This window comes from Brenneria salicis ATCC 15712 = DSM 30166, assembly GCF_003315515.1.
Taxonomy (GTDB): Bacteria; Pseudomonadota; Gammaproteobacteria; order Enterobacterales; family Enterobacteriaceae; genus Brenneria; species Brenneria salicis.
In genome coordinates this window covers 73,878-95,646 of the sequence record NZ_QNRY01000007.1, presented here as the reverse complement: position 1 = coordinate 95,646, position 21,769 = coordinate 73,878, and the positions used below count along the sequence as shown (strand labels likewise).

General features: G+C 52.5%; 18 protein-coding genes and 1 tRNA gene. 8 read left to right on the top strand and 11 right to left on the bottom strand.

Features of this window, described 5'->3' with window-relative positions; all coding sequences use genetic code 11:
- Positions 1 to 106: 106 nt before the first annotated feature.
- Positions 107 to 1,366: a tyrosine-type recombinase/integrase gene (locus DES54_RS05505; protein ID WP_113865591.1), complete on the bottom strand. Its 1,260-nt coding sequence runs from the start codon at positions 1,364 to 1,366 to the stop codon at positions 107 to 109.
- Positions 1,367 to 1,529: 163 nt separating this feature from the next.
- Positions 1,530 to 1,605 (bottom strand) — tRNA-Phe (locus DES54_RS05495).
- Positions 1,606 to 2,270: 665 nt separating this feature from the next.
- Here DES54_RS05495 and DES54_RS05490 point away from each other — a divergent pair.
- Positions 2,271 to 4,427: an ornithine decarboxylase gene (locus DES54_RS05490; RefSeq protein WP_113865589.1), complete on the top strand. Its 2,157-nt coding sequence runs from the start codon at positions 2,271 to 2,273 to the stop codon at positions 4,425 to 4,427.
- A 388-nt stretch (positions 4,428 to 4,815) separates the two neighbouring features.
- The gene (locus tag DES54_RS05485) at positions 4,816 to 5,856 is read left to right on the top strand and encodes an alpha/beta hydrolase family protein (RefSeq protein ID WP_113865603.1); all 1,041 of its coding nucleotides are present in this window, start codon (positions 4,816 to 4,818) and stop codon (positions 5,854 to 5,856) included.
- Here the strand turns inward: DES54_RS05485 and DES54_RS19240 are convergent.
- From DES54_RS19240 to mutY, 5 genes are all read right to left on the bottom strand, one after another.
- Positions 5,819 to 6,034: a helix-turn-helix domain-containing protein gene (locus tag DES54_RS19240; RefSeq protein ID WP_113865588.1), complete on the bottom strand. Its 216-nt coding sequence runs from the start codon at positions 6,032 to 6,034 to the stop codon at positions 5,819 to 5,821. The two genes, DES54_RS05485 and DES54_RS19240, sit on opposite strands and share 38 nt — an antisense overlap.
- The gene (locus DES54_RS05475; protein ID WP_113865587.1) at positions 6,031 to 6,864 is read right to left on the bottom strand and encodes an AraC family transcriptional regulator; all 834 of its coding nucleotides are present in this window, start codon (positions 6,862 to 6,864) and stop codon (positions 6,031 to 6,033) included. The genes DES54_RS19240 and DES54_RS05475 overlap by 4 nt, the downstream gene beginning before the upstream one ends.
- 90 nt (positions 6,865 to 6,954) lie before the next feature.
- Positions 6,955 to 8,028, bottom strand: a complete 1,074-nt coding sequence (gene mltC / locus DES54_RS05470) for a membrane-bound lytic murein transglycosylase MltC (protein WP_113865586.1) — start codon at positions 8,026 to 8,028, stop codon at positions 6,955 to 6,957.
- 54 nt (positions 8,029 to 8,082) lie between these two features.
- Positions 8,083 to 8,355, bottom strand: coding sequence for an oxidative damage protection protein (locus DES54_RS05465; RefSeq protein WP_113865585.1), 273 nt, complete (start codon positions 8,353 to 8,355; stop codon positions 8,083 to 8,085).
- 20 nt (positions 8,356 to 8,375) lie between these two features.
- Positions 8,376 to 9,458 carry an A/G-specific adenine glycosylase gene (gene mutY, locus DES54_RS05460; protein WP_113865584.1) on the bottom strand — a complete coding sequence of 361 codons (1,083 nt, stop codon included), beginning with the start codon at positions 9,456 to 9,458 and terminating at the stop codon, positions 8,376 to 8,378.
- Positions 9,459 to 9,622: 164 nt separating this feature from the next.
- Here mutY and trmB point away from each other — a divergent pair, with 164 nt between their 5' ends.
- The 4 genes from trmB (at position 9,623) to DES54_RS05440 (ending at position 14,815) form a co-directional block, all read left to right on the top strand.
- Positions 9,623 to 10,342 (top strand): tRNA (guanosine(46)-N7)-methyltransferase TrmB, encoded by a 720-nt coding sequence (trmB, locus tag DES54_RS05455; protein ID WP_113865583.1) that lies wholly within the window; start codon positions 9,623 to 9,625, stop codon positions 10,340 to 10,342.
- A 1-nt stretch (position 10,343) separates the two neighbouring features.
- Positions 10,344 to 10,688 (top strand): YggL family protein, encoded by a 345-nt coding sequence (locus tag DES54_RS05450; RefSeq protein ID WP_113865582.1) that lies wholly within the window; start codon positions 10,344 to 10,346, stop codon positions 10,686 to 10,688.
- A 110-nt stretch (positions 10,689 to 10,798) separates the two neighbouring features.
- A complete protein-coding gene (locus tag DES54_RS05445) occupies positions 10,799 to 11,512 on the top strand; it encodes a YggN family protein (RefSeq protein WP_113865581.1) in 714 nt (237 codons plus the stop codon).
- 297 nt (positions 11,513 to 11,809) lie between these two features.
- Positions 11,810 to 14,815 (top strand): autotransporter domain-containing protein, encoded by a 3,006-nt coding sequence (locus DES54_RS05440; RefSeq protein ID WP_169050470.1) that lies wholly within the window; start codon positions 11,810 to 11,812, stop codon positions 14,813 to 14,815.
- Between the two features lie 59 nt (positions 14,816 to 14,874).
- Here the strand turns inward: DES54_RS05440 and DES54_RS05435 are convergent, their stop codons facing one another.
- The 4 genes from DES54_RS05435 to mutH form a co-directional block, all read right to left on the bottom strand.
- Positions 14,875 to 15,915: an NADP(H)-dependent aldo-keto reductase gene (locus DES54_RS05435; RefSeq protein WP_113865579.1), complete on the bottom strand. Its 1,041-nt coding sequence runs from the start codon at positions 15,913 to 15,915 to the stop codon at positions 14,875 to 14,877.
- Between the two features lie 211 nt (positions 15,916 to 16,126).
- The gene (locus DES54_RS05430; RefSeq protein WP_113865578.1) at positions 16,127 to 16,345 is read right to left on the bottom strand and encodes a YgdI/YgdR family lipoprotein; all 219 of its coding nucleotides are present in this window, start codon (positions 16,343 to 16,345) and stop codon (positions 16,127 to 16,129) included.
- Positions 16,346 to 16,591: 246 nt separating this feature from the next.
- Positions 16,592 to 17,308 carry a TerC family protein gene (locus DES54_RS05425; protein WP_113865577.1) on the bottom strand — a complete coding sequence of 239 codons (717 nt, stop codon included), beginning with the start codon at positions 17,306 to 17,308 and terminating at the stop codon, positions 16,592 to 16,594.
- 165 nt (positions 17,309 to 17,473) lie between these two features.
- Positions 17,474 to 18,157, bottom strand: a complete 684-nt coding sequence (gene mutH / locus DES54_RS05420; protein WP_113865576.1) for a DNA mismatch repair endonuclease MutH — start codon at positions 18,155 to 18,157, stop codon at positions 17,474 to 17,476.
- A 696-nt stretch (positions 18,158 to 18,853) separates the two neighbouring features.
- Here mutH and rppH point away from each other — a divergent pair.
- Together rppH and ptsP are read left to right on the top strand one after the other, a co-directional pair.
- Positions 18,854 to 19,387 (top strand): RNA pyrophosphohydrolase, encoded by a 534-nt coding sequence (gene rppH / locus DES54_RS05410; protein ID WP_113865575.1) that lies wholly within the window; start codon positions 18,854 to 18,856, stop codon positions 19,385 to 19,387.
- Positions 19,388 to 19,399: 12 nt separating this feature from the next.
- A complete protein-coding gene (ptsP, locus tag DES54_RS05405; protein WP_113865574.1) occupies positions 19,400 to 21,646 on the top strand; it encodes a phosphoenolpyruvate--protein phosphotransferase in 2,247 nt (748 codons plus the stop codon).
- The last annotated feature ends 123 nt before the right edge of the window (positions 21,647 to 21,769 follow it).

Sequence of the window (21,769 nt, the reverse complement as noted above, 5' to 3'; positions counted from 1 at the left end):
TGGTGCAGTTCTGCGATTTTCCGGCGTCAGTGAACTGGAGCAAATAAAAAAAGCAGATCCCCCGCTGGCGCAGAGATCTGCTTTTCGGCGTCAATCAGTCGCGGGTTCAGGCAACCTGAATATGCCTCTCAAAACGGTAAGCCGGGATGAATTTCTGCCGGCAGGCGTCGAGATAGTCCGACCACCATTGCATCATCTGTGTGCGTTCGTCTAGGTGCTCCGCCTTGTGGATATACGCGGCGCGGACGTGGTTGCGCTCCTGATGGCTCATCTGCCGCTCCACAGCATCTTTTGACCAGCGGCCTGATTCAATCAATGCGCTACAGGCCATGGTGCGGAAACCGTGGCCGCAGATGTCCACCTGTGTGTCATAGCCCATCGAGCGCAGCGCCTTGTTGATGGTATTTTCGCTTATCGGTTTGCGCGGATCGTGGTCGCCGGGAAACAGCAACTCACTGCTACCGGACAGCAGTTTTAGCTGCTTCAGTAATGTTACCGCCTGCGTTGACAGCGGCACCAGATGCGGTGTTTTCATTTTTGCGCCACGCTCCGAATAGCGCACGCCCGGAATGGGCTCCCGCTGCGCGGGGATGGTCCACATTACGCCATCCAGATCGATCTCCGTCCAGCGGGCAAAGCGTAGCTCGCTGGAGCGAATAAAGATCAGCAGGTTAAGCTGCACCGCCAGACAGGTTAGTAATCTGCCGGAATAGCCTTCGATCCGTTCCAACATCTCCGGCAGCTTCTCCAGCGGCAGGGCGGGGTAGTGGTTTTTTTGCAGCGGCGCAATGGCTCCGGCCAGATCGTTGGCAGGGTTGCTGGCGATGAGTCCTTCCTGTACCGCATAGCGCATGATCGCCGTGGTGCGCTGCTGTATCCGCGCGGCGGTTTCCAGATTGCCTTTTCTCTCCGCCACCCGCAGCGGGATTAGCAGATCGGCCGTTTTCAGGTCGGTAACGGGGAATTTACCGATCAGCGGAAAGACGTGCAGTTCCAGCGAGCGCAGGGCTTTGGCGCCATGGGCTTCAGTCCAACGGATATTACCGGCCACCCACTTGCGGGCGATTTCTTCAAAGGTATTGCCGTTTTTTCCCGCCTGTTTGTCCTGCTGTTTCTTTACGCTGGGATCGTCCCCCGAGCTGAGAATAGTCCGGGCTTCTTCACGCAGTTTACGGGCACTGGCAAGCGATACCGTCGGGTAAGCGCCAAACGCCAGCTTTTTCTCTTTGCCGCCGAAGCGGTACTTAAGATGCCAGAGTTTGGAACCGTTGGGTTTGATCAGTAGGTACAAACCTTGCGCGTCGCTGAGTTTGTAAGGTTTATCGAGCGGCTTGGCGTTGCGGATGGCGGTATCAGTCAGAGGCATGGTGGGGGCTCCGTAGTTTATCGAACCGACAGGCCCCCAATTAAGCCCCCAAAAACTACGGATGTCAAAAAAACTGGTAGTACCTATTGGTACTCCAGATTCTTATCAACTTACTGATTTTTCAACGTTCCCGGACGCATAAGGACATCCTGAAACTAAATTATGGTGCCCGGACTCGGAATCGAACCAAGGACACGAGGATTTTCAATCCTCTGCTCTACCGACTGAGCTATCCGGGCAACGGGGCGCATTAAACCGTATTTGGAGGCGCGTCGTCAACGGGTTTCTGTCACAAAGCCGCGTGCTTGCTCTATTTTCAAGCAAAATGAGGTTCTTTCGTTGTTTCTCCTCTCTTTTTTGCTCATCAGGATGCGTATTATTTTATTTGTGCCGCGACTTTGAGGCTGCTCCATTCTTTACTGTAAAAAGGTGGGCCGCCGTTTCTTGAATTTGATGAAAAATAATGCCAATATTGCGCGGCTTTTCACTTTCCGTTCGCTTGAACTCCCAGTTCACCTGAGGCTAAAAAGAGGGGCTGCCTGATATGCCGGATTCATTGTTCATGGTGCGAAATCAATGCGCCGGATCTTTGATGATGTCAGGGCCTATTCCCGCTTTTAGTCGTGTTGTTCGCGTTTTTTCCTGTCGATTATCCTCTGCCACCATGCGGTGAGGCGTTCGTATGCTCACTGTTAGGCATGAGTAAAAATAGAGCTCCCCTCTGATTTTACTGATGTCTATCGGATGGTGCTGGCTTCAGCTTTTCCATTCTTAACCTACAGTCATGATTGTGGGAATCATACGCTTGTCGTAGTGATTGATATTGTGATTGGTCGGGATTGTTATCCCTGCGTTGTGTCTTCCAGGCACGTACACTCATCCTTAACCGTTTGGATTTGGTTAAATGAAACAGTTAAAAATTGCGGCGAATGGGACGGTTGCCAGCCGTTTAATCACGACACGTGAAATTGTTGCGCTGAGTCAGACAGATTTTACTGATGTGGCGGCGGTGGTGGTTTCTATTGAAGAAGTCCGCATTGGGATTCTGTCGATATTGCATCACACCGGTTTTACCATTCCTGCTTTTGTTGTCAGGGATAATGACGCGGATTCACTGTCTGAAATGTTGCCGACAGGCAGCGAGTGGTTACTGTTGGATGAAGCCGGCGAACATGCGGACGTGCTGGAACAAGCTGCGCAAGATTACCAGGATGCGTTGCTGCCGCCATTTTTCGATACGTTGACCCGGTATGTCGAGATGGAGAATACGACCTTCGCCTGTCCGGGCCATCAGGGGGGACAGTTTTTCCGTAAGCATCCTGCTGGTCGGCAATTTTTTGATTTTTATGGCGAAAATATTTTCCGTTCCGATATCTGCAATGCAGACGTCAAACTCGGCGATTTGCTGATCCACGAAGGTGCGGCGAAAAAGGCGCAGAAGTTTGCCGCGCGTGTTTTCAACGCCGATAAAACCTACTTTGTGCTGAATGGCACGTCGGCGGCGAATAAGGTGGTGACAAACGCGCTGCTGACCCGCGGCGATCTGGTGTTGTTCGATCGCAATAACCATAAGTCCAACCATCATGGCGCGCTGATTCAGGCTGGGGCCACGCCTGTTTATCTGGAGACGGTGCGTAACCCTTTCGGTTTTATCGGTGGGATTGATGCCCGTTGTTTCGATGAGGCCTATCTGCGCAATCTGGTGCGTGAAGTCGCGCCGGAACATGCGGGTGAGCAGCGTCCGTTTCGTTTGGCGGTGATCCAGCTTGGCACCTATGACGGCACGATTTATAACGCGCGTCAGGTGGTGGACAGCATTGGCCATCTATGTGATTACATTCTGTTTGATTCCGCGTGGGTGGGGTATGAGCAGTTTATTCCGATGATGGAGCAGTGCTCGCCGCTTCTGCTTGAACTGAATGAAAACGATCCGGGGATCTTTGTTACCCAGTCGGTGCATAAGCAGCAGGCGGGCTTTTCCCAGACTTCGCAAGTGCATAAGAAAGATACCCACATCAAAGGACAAAAACGTTTCTGTAATCATAAGCGGTTCAATAATGCATTCATGTTGCATGCCTCGACCAGCCCGTTCTATCCGCTGTTCGCGGCGTTGGATGTGAATGCCAAAATGCACGAAGGCAACAGCGGGCGTCGTTTGTGGCTGGATTGCGTCAAGCTCGGCATTGATACGCGTAAACAGTTGCTGGCGCGTTGTTCTTTGATTAAGCCGTTCGTTCCCACCACGGTGGCGGGGCTTCCCTGGCAGGATCATGAAACGGACGTGATTGCGCATGACGTGCGTTTCTTTAACTTCGAGCCGGGCGAAAAGTGGCACTCATTTGCAGGCTACGCCCAGGATCAGTATTTTATCGATCCTTGTAAATTGCTGTTAACCACGCCGGGTATTGATGCGATCAGCGGCGAATATACCGATTTTGGTATTCCCGCCACCATTCTGGCGAATTACCTGCGCGAATACGGCATCATCCCGGAAAAATGCGATCTGAACTCGATCCTGTTCCTGCTGACACCCGCGGAAGACAGCCTGAAACTACAGCGTCTGGTGGATGCGCTGGTGCATTTTGAAGACATGATTGCGCACGATGCGCCGCTGAGCGAGGTGTTGCCTAGCCTGTATCAGAAATATGAGCAGCGCTATCGGGGTTATACGCTGCGGCAACTCTGTCAGGAAATGCATGATTTTTACGCCAGCCACAACGTGAAAGATTTGCAAAAAGCGATGTTCCGTAAAGTGGATTTCCCGCAGGCAGCGATGCTGCCGCAAGAAGCAAACAGCGCTTTTGTCCGGGGCGAGATAGAACTGGTGCCAATCGCGCAGGCCGCAGGCCGTATCGCTGCGGAAGGTGCGTTACCTTATCCGCCGGGCGTGTTGTGTGTGGTGCCGGGAGAAATCTGGGGTGGGGCGGTGCAACGTTACTTCTTGGCGTTGGAAGCAGGGATCAATCTGCTGCCGGGTTTCTCTCCTGAATTACAGGGCGTATACAGCGTCGCCGAAGAAGACGGCAGCAAACGTCTGTATGGTCATGTAATTGAGCGGTAATAATCCCAGGCCCGGTTATCCGGGCTTGTTTGTCTCGGTGAGTCAGATGGCGGCGGATTGCCGTTCTTGCGTCTCATCTTGATGAGACTTGCCTGCATATCATTAGTTATTCATGTCTTATTTAATAATCCAGTAAAGCGTAATGTTCTATTTATTTGTTTTATATCACTTTATTAAGCTGTTTTTGCCGATTCGAACATAATGTCACAAAATATCGCCAGGCTCCCCATTCAAAATAAAAGGTACTAAATAGTGTTTTAGGTCGCATCTGACGGTCATTCTCAGTAAAAAGGCGCCGTTCATCCTTATGCCTTGCTTTTTTCACATCGCCGGCGTATTTGTCGTCTGCGCTGTGAGCTTTATTGGGTTTCTGTCGGAGCTTTCAATTATGAAATTCTTATTTATCGTTTTTACCTGGAGTTCTCTGCTGTGTTTCCCGTTGCTGGCATCTTCATCCGTGGGGTATCGGCATCTGGACTTGGCTGACGAAAACACCGGGCGGCCACTGAGCGTGGCGGTGCTCTATCCGACCGACGCGGCCGCGGAAAGCGAGTCGCTTGGCGAAAATCCGGCTTTTTTCGGCGTGCCGGTGATTAAGCAGGCGCAGCCGCAGGCTGGTTTACATCCTTTCGTGATTCTTTCTCACGGCTATGGCGGAAATTGGCGCAATCAGCTTTGGCTGGCCCATGCGCTGGCGCAAAAAGGGTATGTGGTTACCGCGCCTAATCATCCCGGCATGACATCTTTTGATATGAATCCTGTGGCGGCGGCGAAACTTTGGCAGCGGCCTGACGATGTCAGCCGGGTGATTACCGCCTTACAGACGGATTCGGCCATCGCCGGTAATATTTCATCCGGGCAGATTGCCGTTGTCGGGCATTCGCTGGGCGGATGGACGGCATTAGCCGTGGCTGGCGCGCGTTTCAACGCCGAACAGTTTGTAAAGGACTGCCAGACTCAAAAGCAACTCGCTTCCTGCAAGATCTATCTGGCGATTGGCGCCGGAAAGGATGAAACGTCCAGAGCGCGGCTTGATGCGTCCGCGCGGGACCAGCGGGTCAGCGCGGTCGTTGCGCTGGATCTGGGATTGGCGAGAGGGTTTACCCCAACGAGTCTGTCAGCTATACCGGTGCCGGTACTGGTTATCGCCGCCGGCGTTCCCGACCCGGCTTTGCCCGCCTCGCTCGAATCACGCTATCTGATGCGGTATTTGCCGGCGAATAAGGCGCAGTATCAGGAAATCGCTGATGCTACGCACTTTAGCTTTATGCAACTCTGCAAGCCGGGCGCGGCAGCACTTATCAATGCGTCGGAACCGGGCGAAGGCATTATCTGCACGGATGGCGCAACGGGTTCCCGCGAGGCTATTCATCGCGCGCTGATCGAGAAGATCAATGGCTTTCTGATGCGGACGTGGCAACAGAATTAGCGGATGCTGATGGGGTGTTGGCGCGTCGCCAGTGACTGGGGGACATCCCTGTGAATTTTAAAAACTCCCGGTTGAAGTTTGATTTGGTCTGGAAACCACAGGCCAACATGATGTCGGTGATGCGTGAATCGGTCTGGCTGAGTAACCGTCTGGCTTCATCAATACGATAGCCATTCATGATCTGAGAAATATACGCCCATGAACGCGATTAATGGCTTCCGATAGTTGCCGGGTGGGGATGCCCAACCGTCGGGCAAGGCGTTGGATCGTCATAGAGGGATCGGTATAGAGATGGTGAGCGCGAATCAATTGATCCAGTTTGTCTGCCAGCGCCCGATCTTCAGGGCTGGCAGGCTGTATTTCGATGCCGTCTTTATTTTTCTCAGCCGTTTCCGCCAGAGAAGGATCCCTGGTTACAATCAGCAAAGTCAGGACAATCAGCGTGGCAATGTGGGCGGCGGCAATCATTCCGGGCGCCCGCCTGCCGCCAAAAATCTCCAGATCCAGCGCGATGGCGATATCAGCCATCCCTGAGCAGATGAAATAAACGCCTGCCAGAAAACCTATTTTCTTCCACCGATGGGATGCCGATGGAATAGCGCGTGACGAGTGAACCAGCGCCGTGCCATAGCCGGCGTAAATCATCAGCAGCGATAAATCGAGCAGCGGCAAGTTGATGTGGGCTCTCATGGTTATAAGGAGAGCCACGCCGATCACGGGAAGCAGATGCCGAAAGTAGCGTACCAGCGGTTTGCTATCGTTATTGACAGGTTTGCTGCAAAGCCAAAACAGCGGCGGCACAGAGGCTGCGGCAATCGGCTGAAAAAAGGCTGGCAGTGGAACCGATGTTCCCCAGTGGAGTCCGCACAGGGTGATAGTAAGACAACTGGCGGCAATAAACGCGGTTTCTGTTTTTGTCGAACGCGCTTTGCCGTTAATGTGCCGAATTCGCAGGAAAAGGACGATTAACAGAAACGCGGTGATAAAAGGTAGCGGTATCGCGGGCATGCCAGTTCCCTTATGCGGTCAGGTGGTTTTATGATATTGAGCCTCTGCTCATCCATGCCAGAGGCTCAGCCAGAATGATTGAAATAATCGCTAGCGACGGTAATTCTTCTGGGCGGAATTGACTTTATACAGATAACGTCGAGACTCGCCTGACGGATGTTTGGTGGTCAGCGTCTGATAAACATCGCTGGGCGACATATTATTGATAATGCCCACCGCGCGATCCCGGTCGCTGGAGAACACCCGCAGGACACTGCCCGCGCCGCCGTTATAAGCGGTGATCACCGCATAACGCCGTGAGGTTGGGTCTGCTATTCCGGCCAGATAGTTGTTCTTCAGAATCGACAGATAAGCAGTACCGGCATCAATGTTGTTTTCTGGATCAAACAGATAGCTGCGGCTGGGCTGTCCCCATTTTCCTTTCATTTTGAATACATCGCGGCCCGCACTGTGCTGGACGACCTGCATCAAACCGAGTGCGTCGGAGCGGCTGACCGCATAGGGGTTGAAACTGGATTCCGTCTGCATAATCGCCAGAATCAACGATTCTTCAATGCCATAGCGCTCGGCGGCTTTACGCACCAGCGGCAGATATTTGTGCGCACGTTTGTCCAGATGGTTGGGAACCAACTGAATGGTGACGGACCAGATAACATGCAGCCCGGAATTTTGTTGTTGCAACCGGTTCTGGAGCAGGTAATCGGCAAAGCTGGCGGCGCGCCCTTCCCAGCGGATCGGCTGGCCAGTGTTATCCAGCACCTGACCATACAGCATCGGTTCGCGGCTGATCTGAATATCATTGGCGTCGGAGTAAAGATCGGTGTTGGTGGCGTCATCGCCCATCAGCAAGGTGGTGATAATGGCCTGACGCAGGCTGGCGACGGAATTGGTCGCCGAAATAGTCTCAATGGTGATCGTACCCGCATCAAAATTGATGTGACTGCGTGTTTGATATTGGTCGCTATATTTTACGTAATCTTTCGGCCCGGCGATCAGGACTTCGTTCATACCCCAGATATTCTCAATGTTGTGGGCGAACTGCCCCATCAGAATATCGAACGCATTGGTATCCTTGATAAATTGTTCATTGACGGCGTTATCTTTGCTCCCTGAGCAGGAGATCAGTAACGGCGCGATAACCAGCAAAGCTAAAGTTTTCTTCATATAAAAAGCCGTGTCGGAATGAAAGACGTAACAGGATCGTCTGACCCTGCGGTATCAATGACTCGGGGGCGTATAGCCTTCGATATGTACGTCCTTCCCTTCGAACAGGAATTTAATCATTTCCTGTTCCAGCAGTTTGCGATCTTCGACATTCATCATGCTGAGTTTCTTTTCGTTGATAAGCATGGTTTGCTTGGTTTGCCATTGCGCCCAGGCTTCTTTGGAGATCTCGTTATAGATGCGTTTCCCCAGTTCGCCCGGATAAAGCTGAAAATCCTGCCCTTCGGCCTCACGTTGAAAAAAAGTACAAAAAATCGTTCTGCTCATGCTTGTTCCTCATTAATTGCTCAGGCGTTCAGCCATGCTGACTGCGGCGGGGCCAATTCCCGCAGCAGGCGCTTAACCGGGGTAGCCAATCCGACAGCAGGCGGCTGCGCTAAGTTATACCAGAGACCTGCGCCTTCATCCACGCAGGACCTTTGTAGTGAACGATCCTGCTCGCCGACGTGCAACCAGAACGGCACGATGTCCAGATGGAAATGGCTGAATGTATGACGAAACGCGTTCAATTGCTGGAGTGCGTTAACATTCAGACCGCGTTGTTGTACCCATTGTTCCAATTCATGGCGTGCGCTGAATTGCGGAAAGCAGAATAATCCTCCCCACAGCCCAACGGCGGGGCGTTGTTGCAGCCATACTTTTGAACCTTGTTGCAGCAACAGAAACCAACCGGTTTTTTCCGGCAGCGTTTGTTTCGGCTTTTTGCCGGGATATTGCGTCCAGTTCTGGTTGACATAAGCGATGCAACCTGTATTGAGAGGACACAGTTCGCATTTGGGACGACTGCGGGTACACACCATTGCGCCCAAATCCATCATCGCCTGGTTGAACTGGCTGACGCCGTCGGCTGGCGTCACCGCTTCGCTTAATGTCCACAGCCGTTTTTCGACCTCTTTTTTACCCGGCCAGCCATCAACCGCATAGCAGCGCGCCAGTACGCGTTTTACGTTGCCGTCCAGGATCGGGTAGTGCTGTCCCAGCGACAGAGACAGAATGGCGCTGGCGGTGGAGCGACCGACACCGGGTAAATCGGCCACCTCATCGAATGTGGTCGGGAAAACGCCGTCGTGTCGGGAAGCGATGGTTTGCGCGGCTTTGTGCAGATTGCGGGCGCGGGCGTAATAGCCCAGCCCGGTCCACAGGTGCAGCACTTCATCCAGCGGCGCATTCGCCAAGGCGTTCACATCAGGGAAGCGGGCCATGAAGCGCTGAAAATAGGGAATGACTGTGGCGACCTGAGTTTGTTGCAACATCACTTCGGACAGCCATACTTTATAGGGCGTTTTCTCAAGCTGCCATGGCAGGGTTTTGCGGCCATAACGCTGATACCAGTTCAGCACCTGGTGCGCGAACTGTTGCGCTTGCATCATAAAATGGGATCACTATCCGGCAGGTAAAAGTCTGACAGCGATTCCAGCACAGAGTCATGGTGCTGTAAACCGGAACTTTCCGAGGCGGCAGACTTGCTAAACCACAGTATCCTTGCATAATGCGCGTTTCCTTAATGAAATCGGACAGCCAGTAAGCACGCTTTATGATTAACAATGTCATCTCGCCGGAATTTGATGAAAACGGACGCCCGCTGCGTCGGATACGCAGTTTTGTTCGTCGTCAGGGACGTCTGACCAACGGGCAACAATTGGCGCTGGATAACTATTGGCCGGTGATGGGCGTGGAATATCAGACGGAACCGCTGGTATTTAGCTCACTATTTGGTCGTGAAGCGCCGGTGGTGCTGGAAATTGGTTTTGGCATGGGCGCATCGTTGGTGACCATGGCCGCGCAACATCCAGAACAGGATTTCATGGGGATTGAGGTGCATTTGCCCGGCGTGGGCGCCTGTCTTGCGTCAGCGCATGAGGCGGATATCGGCAACCTGCGCGTCATGTGCCATGACGCGGGGGAAGTGTTGGAAAACATGATCTCCGATGGTTCGCTGTCGATGGTGCAGCTTTTCTTCCCTGATCCGTGGCATAAAGCCCGGCATAACAAACGCCGTATCGTGCAGACGCCCTTTGTGGAACTGGTGCAACGCAAGTTGAAGATTGGCGGCGTCTTCCATATGGCTACAGACTGGGAACCTTATGCGCAACATATGCTCGAAGTGATGAGTGCTGTCGCAGGCTATCGCAATCTTTCTGACAATAATGACTACGTTGAGCGGCCGCGATCACGTCCGCTGACGAAATTTGAAGCTCGCGGCCAGCGTTTGGGGCATGGCGTTTGGGATCTTATGTTTGAGAGGATGAATTGACATGGCACAAGCTCGTAGCCGTCGTTTACGGAAAAAATTGCACATTGATGAGTTTCAGGAATTAGGTTTTTCCGTTAGCTGGCGTTTCCCGCAAGGGACCAGCGTCGAAGATATCGATCGCATGATGGATGAATTCGTTGATGACGTCATTGAACCGAATGGCCTGGCGTTTGAAGGCAGCGGTTATCTGCAATGGGAAGGATTAATCTGCTTGCAGAAGATCGGCCATTGCACCGATGAACACCGTCAACTGGTCAACCGCTGGCTGGAAGAGCAGAAACTGACCGATGTTAAAGTTAGCGATCTGTTTGACATCTGGTGGAATTTACCCGAAGACCTGTTGTAAATCAGGGCGCGGCTGAGTAACGCCACTGTTACTCATATCATTGTTATTCAGCCTTTTTCGTCTGGCTAGTGATTCTACCCGCCTCCGTCGTTGTTTCTTCAGGAGAAAATATGTTGCGTAAAATGACTCTCGGTTTACTGATGTTAATGTCCTGGCAGGCTCAGGCCGCGTATCAGTGTAGCGTTAATCCGCAGGACGATATCATCATCAGCCCGCAGCAGGTGCAGGTGGTTGGCGCCAGTGGGAATTTACAGATTTCACCGCAGGGAGATATGGTACGTAACGGTACGCCCTTGACGTTGAATGCCGAGCAACGCCGGCAGTCGAAAGCCTATCAGGACGATCTGCGCCAGCAGATCCCGTGGATCGATCAGGGGGCACGGCAACATCTGGAAAAAGCGCGCGTCGCGCTGGATAAAATCATTGTACAGGAGTTGGGCAGCGACAGTAATGTGCGTAACCGTCTGACGACGCTCGATAAGCAACTCAAGCAGCAGATGAATCGCATCATTGAACACCGCAGCGATGGATTGACCTTCCACCATCAGGCGATCAAACAGGTCGAGCAGGATGGCAAGCAACTGGTGCAGCAGAGTATGGGCGGCGTCTTGCAGGACAGTCTCAATGAAATGGGCGTAAAACAGATGTCCAGCGGCGGCAACCCATTACAGGCGATGATGGGCAATCTCGGCGGGTTACAAAAAGCGATTCAGACTGAGTGGAACAATCAGGAAATGGAATTTCAACAGTTTGGTCGTGATGTGTGCCAACGCGTCACTACATTGGAAAACAAACGTAATAATTTATTTCAGTCAGTCAAGTAAATTATTTTTAATAATTTTCAATCGATTATAAAAAGGCAACATTTTCGAATGTTGCCTTTTTCTTTTGTTATATCGTATTTTCTTACAATTATTATAGTTTCATAACTTTTTCTTTAGTAATGCTAACGCGGTATAACGTAAAGCGTTTGAAGGCGGTTTTTTGCCTGTGATGTGAAATACTATGGAGGGTATATGGAGATTTTTTCCAGGGTAATGCCTGGTTTCGAGCATGGAACGCACACGTCATGTCTAAACGTAATCAGTCATAAAACGAGATTCCGCCAGTGGTCACGGTTGTTGACGGTCGCACTCTGGGTAATGGCTTGTCTTCCGGCGACGTCATTGCTGGCGGCGACCGCTAAAGATTTTCGAACGCCGGAATATCTGAGCAATGCAGCGTCGCTGGATTCGATACAAGCGGCGGATGCTTACGCACTGGGATTTAGTGGTCGGGGCGTAACCGTTGGGATTATTGATTCCAGCGCCGATTTGTCAGGGCCGGAGTTTCTGGGACGGGTGGACGGTAGAACGCGCTGGATTAGCTCCGCTGCCGATGGATGGCCGCATGGCCGCGCTGTTGCCGGGGTGATAGGCGCGGCAAAGAATGGTATCGGCGTACATGGCATTGCATACAATGCCAATCTGCTGGCGCTCGGCACCGATCTCAGCATTGCCAGCGTCGCTCAGACGATAGGAGAAATCGCGGAATACCCGGATGTCAAAATTATCAATAATAGCTGGGGTCTTTCGCTCTATTATGATGATATCGATAGCTATTCTCCCGGGATCAGGGATGAGATAGACAATCTCTTGATACCCAGTTTTACCGATTTGGCGGAAAAAATCACTTCAGGCGGAAAATTGATGGTTCTATCCGCAGGGAATGAAGGACATCTGACACCCGCGTTGCTGGCCGGGTTGCCCACATGGTTGGAGGTTACTGGTCAGGAGAACCGGATTGGCAACAATTGGCTCAACGTGATGACGTATGATCCCCGGCAATCTTCCAATAGCGCGGCCTTTATCGCTCTATTCAGTAACCTGGCTTTGGGGGCCAGCGAATACAGTCTGCTGGCGCCAGGGGTGGATGTTTCCACCACCTCAGAAAAGAATTCTTATGCCAGGTTCAGTGGTACCTCGTTTTCCGCGCCCTACGTGGCGGTCGTCGGCGCGCTGGTTAGCGAAGCGTTTCCCTATCTGGACGGTAAACAGATTGCCGATGTCTTACTTTCCACCGCGACGCCGTTGCGCGACGATAATCGTCCCAAAGCGATAATGCTCGCCCGCGACGAATACGATGGCGACATGAATCTGCTCAATACTACGCTGAAATTTTATTCAACCCGACGCGATTTCACGGTCACTGAAGACGAGATAAATGCTCTGCTTGGCTCGTTAATCACAGATTTAACCCCCAACGATGTGAAGGAGCGGTTGCGAGATATGATCCTTGAAGCGGCCAGCGAGCAGAATATCACTGTGCTGCCTGAGGACGAATATCAATCGCTGTTCGGCCAGGGGATCGTGAACGCTTATAAAGCGGTGCAAGGGCCGGGCGCGCTGAACGCGCGGCGGCTGAGCGATGACGATATTGGCGGCGGGGCGAACGGCGGCGAGTATGCTTTGTATGGCATTGATACCCAGGGCGTGGATAGCGCCTGGCGTAATGACATTGTTCAGGTTCGCAATCAAAATCCCCAAAGCGCGTTGTTTGGGCGCGACGTCGGTTTGCGTAAGCAAGGTGATGGCACGCTTTATCTGACGGGCGATAACAGCTATGCCGGGCCCACCATCATCCAGGGCGGCGAGGTTGTGGTCGGCGCTGTCGCGGGGGGAACAGGCAGTCTGGCTGGCGATGTCTGGGTGCAATCCGCCGCGACGCTGAGCGGTCATGGCAAGATTGCCGGCAGCGTGACGGTTGATGACGGCGCTACGCTCTCGCCCGGCACGTCCATTGGAACATTGACCGTAGGCAATGTAACTTTCCGGCAAGGCGGCATCTATGCGTTTGAGGTTGATGAACAGGGCCGGACGGATAGCCTGAGGGTTACGCAGGACGCGCATCTGGCGGGAAAAGTCATGCTGACAAACGCGTATCCGCAGGCGTTTGGCGAGCGTTTTTCGCTGGTCAACGTGGGCGGCAAGCTAACCGGAGCCTTTGAACCGCTGACCTCGCCGCGCCAGACGCTTTTTCTGATCGATACGCTGAGCTACAGCGACCAGCAGGCTTATCTGGAGGTGGCGCGTAATAGCCGGGCATTCAGCGACGTGGCGCAAAATCTTAATCAAAGCGCTGTCGCCCAGGCGATTGACAGTCAGAAGCGTGGCCAGGTTTTTGCGATGATAGCCGATACAAGAAGTGAAGAAGCCGCCCGCGCCGCATTTGATAACCTCAACGGTGAGATTTATGCCGCGTCCCGTTCCGCAATGTTTCAGCGTAGTCGGTATGTGCGCGACGTTATCAATAGCTCGATGCGTGAAGGGAAAGCGGATGCGTTGTGGTTAAGTTCCTGGGCTAATGAAGAGCAGGTGGAACAACCGGGATTCGCCCAGGTGACGCATAGCGGTTATGGCTTTTTAATCGGCAACGGTAATGCAATCGGTGAAAACAGTACCCTGGGTTTTGCGCTCGGCAGTGAGAAAAGCAAGATAAAAATCGATGAGCGTGCGTCCAGCACGGATGTCACCGCCTATCATCTCGCGGGTTTCTGGGGGAGCACGCTGTGGGGCATGGACGTCCGCGCCGGTACGACATATAGCTATCTGGATATGGCAAGCGAACGTTCGATCACCGTGCCGGGGCTGGAGAGTCGGGCGCGATCGAATTACCGTGCTCATCTGGCACAGGGCTTTGCTGAGGCCAGTCACCGCTTTGCGTTTAACGATCATTTTAGCCTTGAGCCCTATGGCAACGCGGCTTATGTCTGGATGAACATGCCCGGCGCACGGGAAAACGGCGGTGAGGCGGCGCTAAACTGGCGCAAGCAAACTGGCGGCACAGCGTTTTCCACGCTGGGGCTACGCAGTGAACTGCGTTTTTCCGCTCCGTTGCCGGTCGCTTTTTATACGGATGCGGGCTACCAGCGCCGTATGCTGTCTGATGATAATCAAATGCGGCTGCGTTTTGCCCGTGGCGACGAATTCGCCATCAAGTCGGGCGCTGAACGCGATGCCTTGCTGCTGCGCGCAGGGATGTCTTTGGGGCTGATGCAAAGCGGAAAACTGTCGCTGGGTTATCAGGGCATGTTGGGGAAAAATACGCGTGACGACAGCGTCAGGATGCAGTTCAGCGCGACATTCTGAGTGAGTATGATGGTACGCCGCTCCGATAGGGGCGGCGCATCAAACGATATTGGCGGACATTACGGCGCTGGGATCGTAAAGCGGCGGTGGATCGCTTCCAGTTCGTCCATAATCTCGCTATTTAACGTCAGATCCTGACTCGCCAGGTTGATCTTGAGTTGTTCCACCGAGGTAGCCCCCAGCAAGGTGGTGGCGACAAACGGTTGCTGGCGGACGAAAGCCAACGCCATCTGCGCCGGATCCAGGCCATGTTTGCGCGCCATCGCGACGTATTCCTCGATTGCCGACTCAGTATGGGGCGCGGTGTAACGGGTAAAGCGGCTGAACAACGTATTACGGGCGCCAGCAGGTTTTGCGCCATTAAGGTATTTCCCTGTCAGCGTCCCAAACGCTAACGACGAGTACGCCAGCAGTTCCACCCCTTCATGCTGACTGATCTCCGCCAACCCCACTTTAAAACTGCGGTTGAGCAGGCTGTAAGGGTTTTGAATCGATACGATGCGCGGCAATTCGTGTTTCTCAGCCAGATGCAGATAGCGCATCACGCCCCAGGGCGTTTCGTTGGAAACGCCGATGTAACGAATCTTACCGGCTCTGACCTGCTCATTCAGCGCTTCCAATGTTTCCAGCAGAGTCACCGCCGGTTTGTCTTCGGTAAACTGATATCCCAGTTTACCGAAACAGTTGGTTTGGCGTTGCGGCCAGTGCAATTGGTATAAATCAATATAATCGGTGTTCAGGCGCTTAAGGCTGGCGTCCAGCGCGTCGCGGATGTTTTTGCGATCCAGCGCTTGTTGTGGACGAATAGCGTTATCATTGCCGCGGGTCGGGCCGCTAACCTTGCTTGCCAGAATGAGTTTTTCACGTCCGCCGCGGGATTTCAGCCATGAACCGATAAAACTTTCGGTCAGCCCCTGGGTTTCCGGTCGTGGCGGGACAGGGTACATTTCTGCGGTGTCAATCAGGTTAACGCCAGCGGCAATGGCGTGATCGAGCTGTGCATGCGCTTCAGCTTCACTATTCTGTTCGCCAAAAGTCATCGTGCCAAGACCCAGCACACTGACTTCTAAAGCACTATGGGGAATACGGTGATATTGCATTGCCAGCTTCCTTGTATGTCTGAAAATAACCGATGCATCAATGCCCGCTGAGCTTTCAGGCGACAGGCGCGTTGGTGCTTTTCTACAACCCGGAGTTTTTGGGGATGACACACCTGAATTTGACTATAACGAAGCCGCGCGATGGGGGGAAGCCTCTTTATTGTCTGGCGGCGTGGTAATGGCGTTCGGTTGTGAGAAGGGCATCCGGCAATCAGCGTTCGATAATCTGAGAAATATCATTACTGTTAATCTGTCTTTCGTTGCCTTGTTCATCAATGTAACTGAGCATTCCTGTTTCTTTATCCAGAACCGGCTTGCTTTGCGTCAACAGCATCTGTCCCTCTTTTGTCGCCATGACATACTGACTCGAACAGCCGCTAAGGGTGAATAATACCGCCAGTGTCACCGCTATTTTTACCCGTAATTTCATTGTTATCTTTACCTGTTTTCACCAGCAAAAAAATTGAAGATCATTCAATGAGTCTAGCAAAGAGTCTGGCGGCATTAAGTAGGAATAGTGGAAAAAATTAATGGAGAACACGTTAATTTTGGTTAATGCGATCGAGAAAATGGGTCAAAACGACGCAAGATGCGCAGATGACGCGGCGCGCTGATGCGACACCGCGTTTTCCTCATTGCGCCCGCCGTGATTGATGGGCGCGAGGATTGAAACCGTTTAGTCCGTTGCTTTAGCCTTTTTGCCGCGCAGCAGATTCAGGGCTTCAACAGACATTGAGAAGAACATCGCAAAGTAGATGTAGCCTTTCGGCACATGAACATCGAAACTTTCCAGAATCAGCGTGAAGCCGACCAGGATCAGGAACGACAGCGCCAGCATTTTGACTGACGGATGGCGTTCGACAAACTCGCCGATAGCGCGGGCGGAAAACATCATCACACCAACGGCGATAATCACCGCCGCCATCATAATAAACAGATGGTCGGAAAGGCCCACCGCCGTGATCACCGAATCCAGACTGAAAATGATATCCAGCAGCATGATTTGCACGATCGCGCCAAAGAAAGAGTGCACCTGCGACACATGATCCACCGAACTTCCTTCCACGGTTTCATGGATCTCTTTGCTCGATTTCCAGATCAGAAACAAGCCCCCGAAAAACAGGATCAGGTCGCGCGTGGAAATCTCATTGCCCAGCACGGTGAATAGGGGATGGGTCAGGCGGATCACCCAGGCAATCGAGGCCAGCAGCCCAAGACGCATCAGCATGGCGCCCATAAGACCGATATGGCGTGCTTTATTTTGCTGAGCTTTGGGGAGTTTGGCGACAACCAACGATAGGAAAATAATGTTGTCGATACACAGAACGATTTCCAGAATAGTCAGCGTTCCCAGCGCTAACCAGGCATTCGGATCAACAATCCAATCAAACATGTATCAATACACCTTAAACGAAACGTGAACGACATTATACGCCGCTACATCAGTGAGTGGGCAAGTGAAAGTGTTGCTAACGAAACGCTTTATCTTTTTGATATGTGCGGTTCCTGGTTTGATATTGTTACCGCTTTACTCCTGAAATCCATTGTGTGAAGACCGTCATAAAAAATGACGAGCAAGTAAGGGCGCGGTGAACGTTTTTTTCAGATAGAACCCGCGCGGCAGCGTCATGATGGGTTGCCCGAACTCACCGATGGCCTCCGTCAGCGCGCGGCTATTGGCGGCTTTGGGACGCAATTGCAGCACTTCGCCATGACGTGCGGTGATGCTTTCCACCTTGCCGAGCACAATCAAATCCATTAACTCTTCCCAGTCACGGCGCAGTTGCTCCTCTTCCTTTTCGTTGGGGCTCCAGATAAGCGGCGTACCAATCCGTCGTTCACCTAAGGGAATTGGCCGTGAACCTTCAACCGGGATCCACAGCACGCGCGCCAGCTTATGCCGAACGTGGCTGTTTTCCCAGGTAACGCCGCTGTTGCCGGTCAGGGGGGCGACGCAGACGAACGTGGTTTCCAGCGGATGGCCTTGTTCATCAACAGGGATGGTTTTCAGTTCAATACCGATATTGGGGAAATCCTGCTCTGGTTTGCTGCCCGCGCTGGCGCCCAGGAAACGCTCCAGCAACACACCTATCCAGCCTTTATCACGTTTCAGATTAGCGGGCAGTGGCAACTTCGCAATACTGGCCAGTTCAGCCAGGTTATAACCTGCCAGCACCTGAGCGCGTTGCAGCAGTTCCAGTTCGTTATGTGGTGGCGCGGTAAGCACGGATGGTGAATTCATGGCTGTCTGACCTGATGTTTACCGCTTAAAAAAAACACAGCGGGTGAAAAACATTAATGTACAGCGTGCGAAGCTGTTAAAGAATTCAATAATAGCATGATTCGTAGAACTTTTTTTTGATACGAAAACCAAGTGGGATGCGCTTTTTTAAACTGTGCACGTATAGAAACCAACAATGAACAGGATCTTACACCAGGTTATCCACAGATTTCTTGGATAACCTGCGTGAAGATGGATTACTGGTTTGATTTACAGCCTTGACGTCATGGGTTTTTGCTGTTTTTGCCTATTTATTGCCTGATGTCGTCGTTGTCTCTGTGGATAAAATCGACATAGAACGATCTTTCGCCAGCAGCGCGTTGATAAGAATTCACACAGGATCCTTTGCAATGATCTTTCTGTGAAGTGGATACTTAATATTATGAAAATAAAACTATATTTTTTAGTTAGTCCGATAATTCTTTATCTGCAAAAAGTAAGTTTTACTCACTTCTTCATGGGTTCTGCACAAAGATGTCCACAGAAATAGTGAATAAACCGCTATTCTGTGGTTGCACATGTTTATAACTTTGGTTCTATCTGTGGGTTATCTGCTTTTTATTAGAGCGATAACAGCGCTAAGCAGTGGTTTACCGCCTGCCGGGAGTGTGAAACAATCAGGTCATCTTTGCATTTAAAGTATATCGAGGTAGTCCGGTGATCGATGATGATGGCTACCGCCCGAACGTGGGTATCGTAATTTGTAATCGGCAGGGGCAGGTCTTATGGGCCCGTCGTTACGGTCAACACTCCTGGCAGTTTCCTCAAGGGGGGATAAACCCCGGCGAGAACGCAGAGCAGGCAATGTACCGTGAACTGTTTGAAGAGGTGGGACTGAAGAAAAAAGATGTCCGCGTGCTGGCATCTACCCGCAACTGGTTACGTTATAAATTACCGAAACGTTTGGTGCGTTGGGATACTAAACCGGTCTGTATCGGCCAAAAGCAAAAATGGTTTCTGCTACAGTTAATGTGTAATGAGTCTGATATCAATATGCAAAGCAGTGGCACGCCTGAGTTTGATGGCTGGCGTTGGGTCAGTTACTGGTATCCGGTACGTCAGGTTGTGTCTTTCAAACGCGATGTTTACCGTCGTGTAATGAAGGAATTTATCAGCCCGGTAATACAACTCCAGGAGAGTGCGGCGACACGCTCGGCATCTCCGTCTGACTCCCGACGAAAAAGAGGGTAATTCAGGCACATCATGCTCACGCGCTTGCGAGAAATTGTTGAAAAAGTAGCGGCGGCGGCTCGCCTTAATGATGCGCTGGAAATTCTGGTCAATGAAACCTGTCAGGCAATGGACACGGAGGTCTGTTCGATCTATCTGGCTGACCACGATCACCAATGCTACTACCTGATGGCGACGCGTGGTTTAAAGAAACCGCGTGGTCGAACCGTTACGTTGGCATTTGGGCAAGGCGTGGTCGGTCTGGTCGGCCAGCGCGCCGAACCGATTAATCTGGCTGATGCCCCGACTCACCCCAGTTTCAAGTATATCCCTGCGGTAAAAGAGCAGCATTTCCGCTCTTTTCTAGGGGTTCCCATTATTCATCGTCGTCAGTTGCTGGGGGTATTGGTCGTCCAGCAGCGAGAGCATCGTCAGTTTAACAAGAATGAAGAGTCATTCATGGTCACGCTGGCGACGCAAATGGCCGCCATTTTTTCTCTGTCGCAGATCAAGACGCTGTTTGGCCAATACCGTCAGACGCGCATCAGTGCGCTGGTAGCCTCACCCGGCGTGGCGATCGCACCGGGCTGGCAGGATTGCAGCCAGCCTTCCCTGGATCAGGTTTTTCCCGCATCGAGTCTGGATAGCGAACGCGAACGTTCTCGTCTGATGCAGGCGTTAGAAGATGCGACGGCGGAGTTTCGGCGCTTCAGCAAACGTTTCAACGCCAGCGCCCAAAAAGAAAGCGCCGCGATTTTCGATTTGTATACCCATCTGTTGAATGATGCGCATCTCAAGCGTGAACTGTTTCAGGAAGTGGACGCAGGCAACGCGGCGCAATGGGCGGTTAAACTGGTGATCGAACGCTTCGCGGCGCAGTTTTCCAATTTACAGGACTCCTATCTGCGTGAGCGTGCCGGGGATTTGCGGGCGCTTGGGCAACGATTGCTATTCCATCTTGACGATAATGCGCAGATTACCGGGCAGTGGCCTGAACGTTTCATTCTCGTCGCCGATGAACTGACCGCCACCTTGCTGGCGGAGCTTCCGCCGGAGCGTCTGGCCGGCGTCGTGGTGTATGACGGCGCCGCCAATTCTCATGCCGCGATCCTAGTGCGCGCCATGGGGCTGCCGACATTGGTCGGTGCGGATATTCAGCCTGATATGCTTCATCAACGTCTGCTGATTATCGACGGTTATCGTGGCGAACTGCTGGTGGACCCTGAACCGGTGCTGATGCAGGAATATCAGCGTCTGCTGATTGAAGAAAACGAGCTTACCCGCCTGGCTGAAGACGATATGGAACGTCCCGCGGTGCTAAAAAGCGGCGAGCGCATCCAGATTATGTTGAATGCGGGTTTGAGCGCGGATCATGAGAAACGGTTTATTAATCAGGTCGATGGCGTCGGCCTGTATCGCACGGAAATCCCCTTTATGCTGCAAAGCGGTTTTCCGTCGGAAGAGGAACAACTGGCGCAATACCAAAGCATGCTGCAACTCTACCCGTCGCGTCAGGTAATGTTGCGAACGCTGGATATCGGCGCGGACAAACCATTGCCTTATCTGCCCATCAGCGAAGAGAATCCTTGCCTCGGCTGGCGCGGTATTCGTATTACCCTCGATCAGCCGGAAATCTTTCTGATTCAGATCCGCGCCATGCTGCGGGCGAATGCGCATCTCGGCAACCTGAATATTCTGCTGCCGATGATCAGTAGTCTGGATGAGATTGACGAAGCCCGCCGCCTTATCGATCAGGCGGCGGGTGAAGTGGAAGAGATGCTGGGCTTTCCACAACCTAAACCGCGGATCGGCATCATGGTGGAAGTGCCGTCAATGATTTTCTTGTTGCAGCATCTGGCTTCCCGTATCGATTTTGTTTCGGTTGGCACCAATGATCTCACCCAGTATCTGCTGGCCGTCGATCGCAACAATGCCCATGTCGCTTCGCTGTATGACTGCCTGCACCCGGCTATGCTTCAGGCGCTCAATCTCATCGCCGTTGAGTGCCTGCGACACGACCTAGCGCTTTCGGTATGCGGCGAGATGGCCGGAGAAGCGTTGGGGGCGCTGCTGTTGACAGGGCTCGGATATCGCACGCTGAGTATGAATGGTCGCAGTGTTGCCCGCATCAAGTATCTGCTGCGCCAGATCGCGCTGCCTGACGCGCAATCTCTGGCGCAACAACTGCTGAATGCGCACACCGCCAGCGAGGTCAGACAATCGGCTGCGCATTTTATTGAAGAGCGCGGGCTGGGCGGATTGGTGCGAGGCGGGCGCTGATTTTTCGATTTTGAATAAAGGTTTACAGATCTTTTTCCGCACGGCAACCATCGAATCCGATGCGCTATGCTATGATGCGCAGCCGCGCCTGGCGGGAAAGGATGATATTCCTGCCCTGGCCAG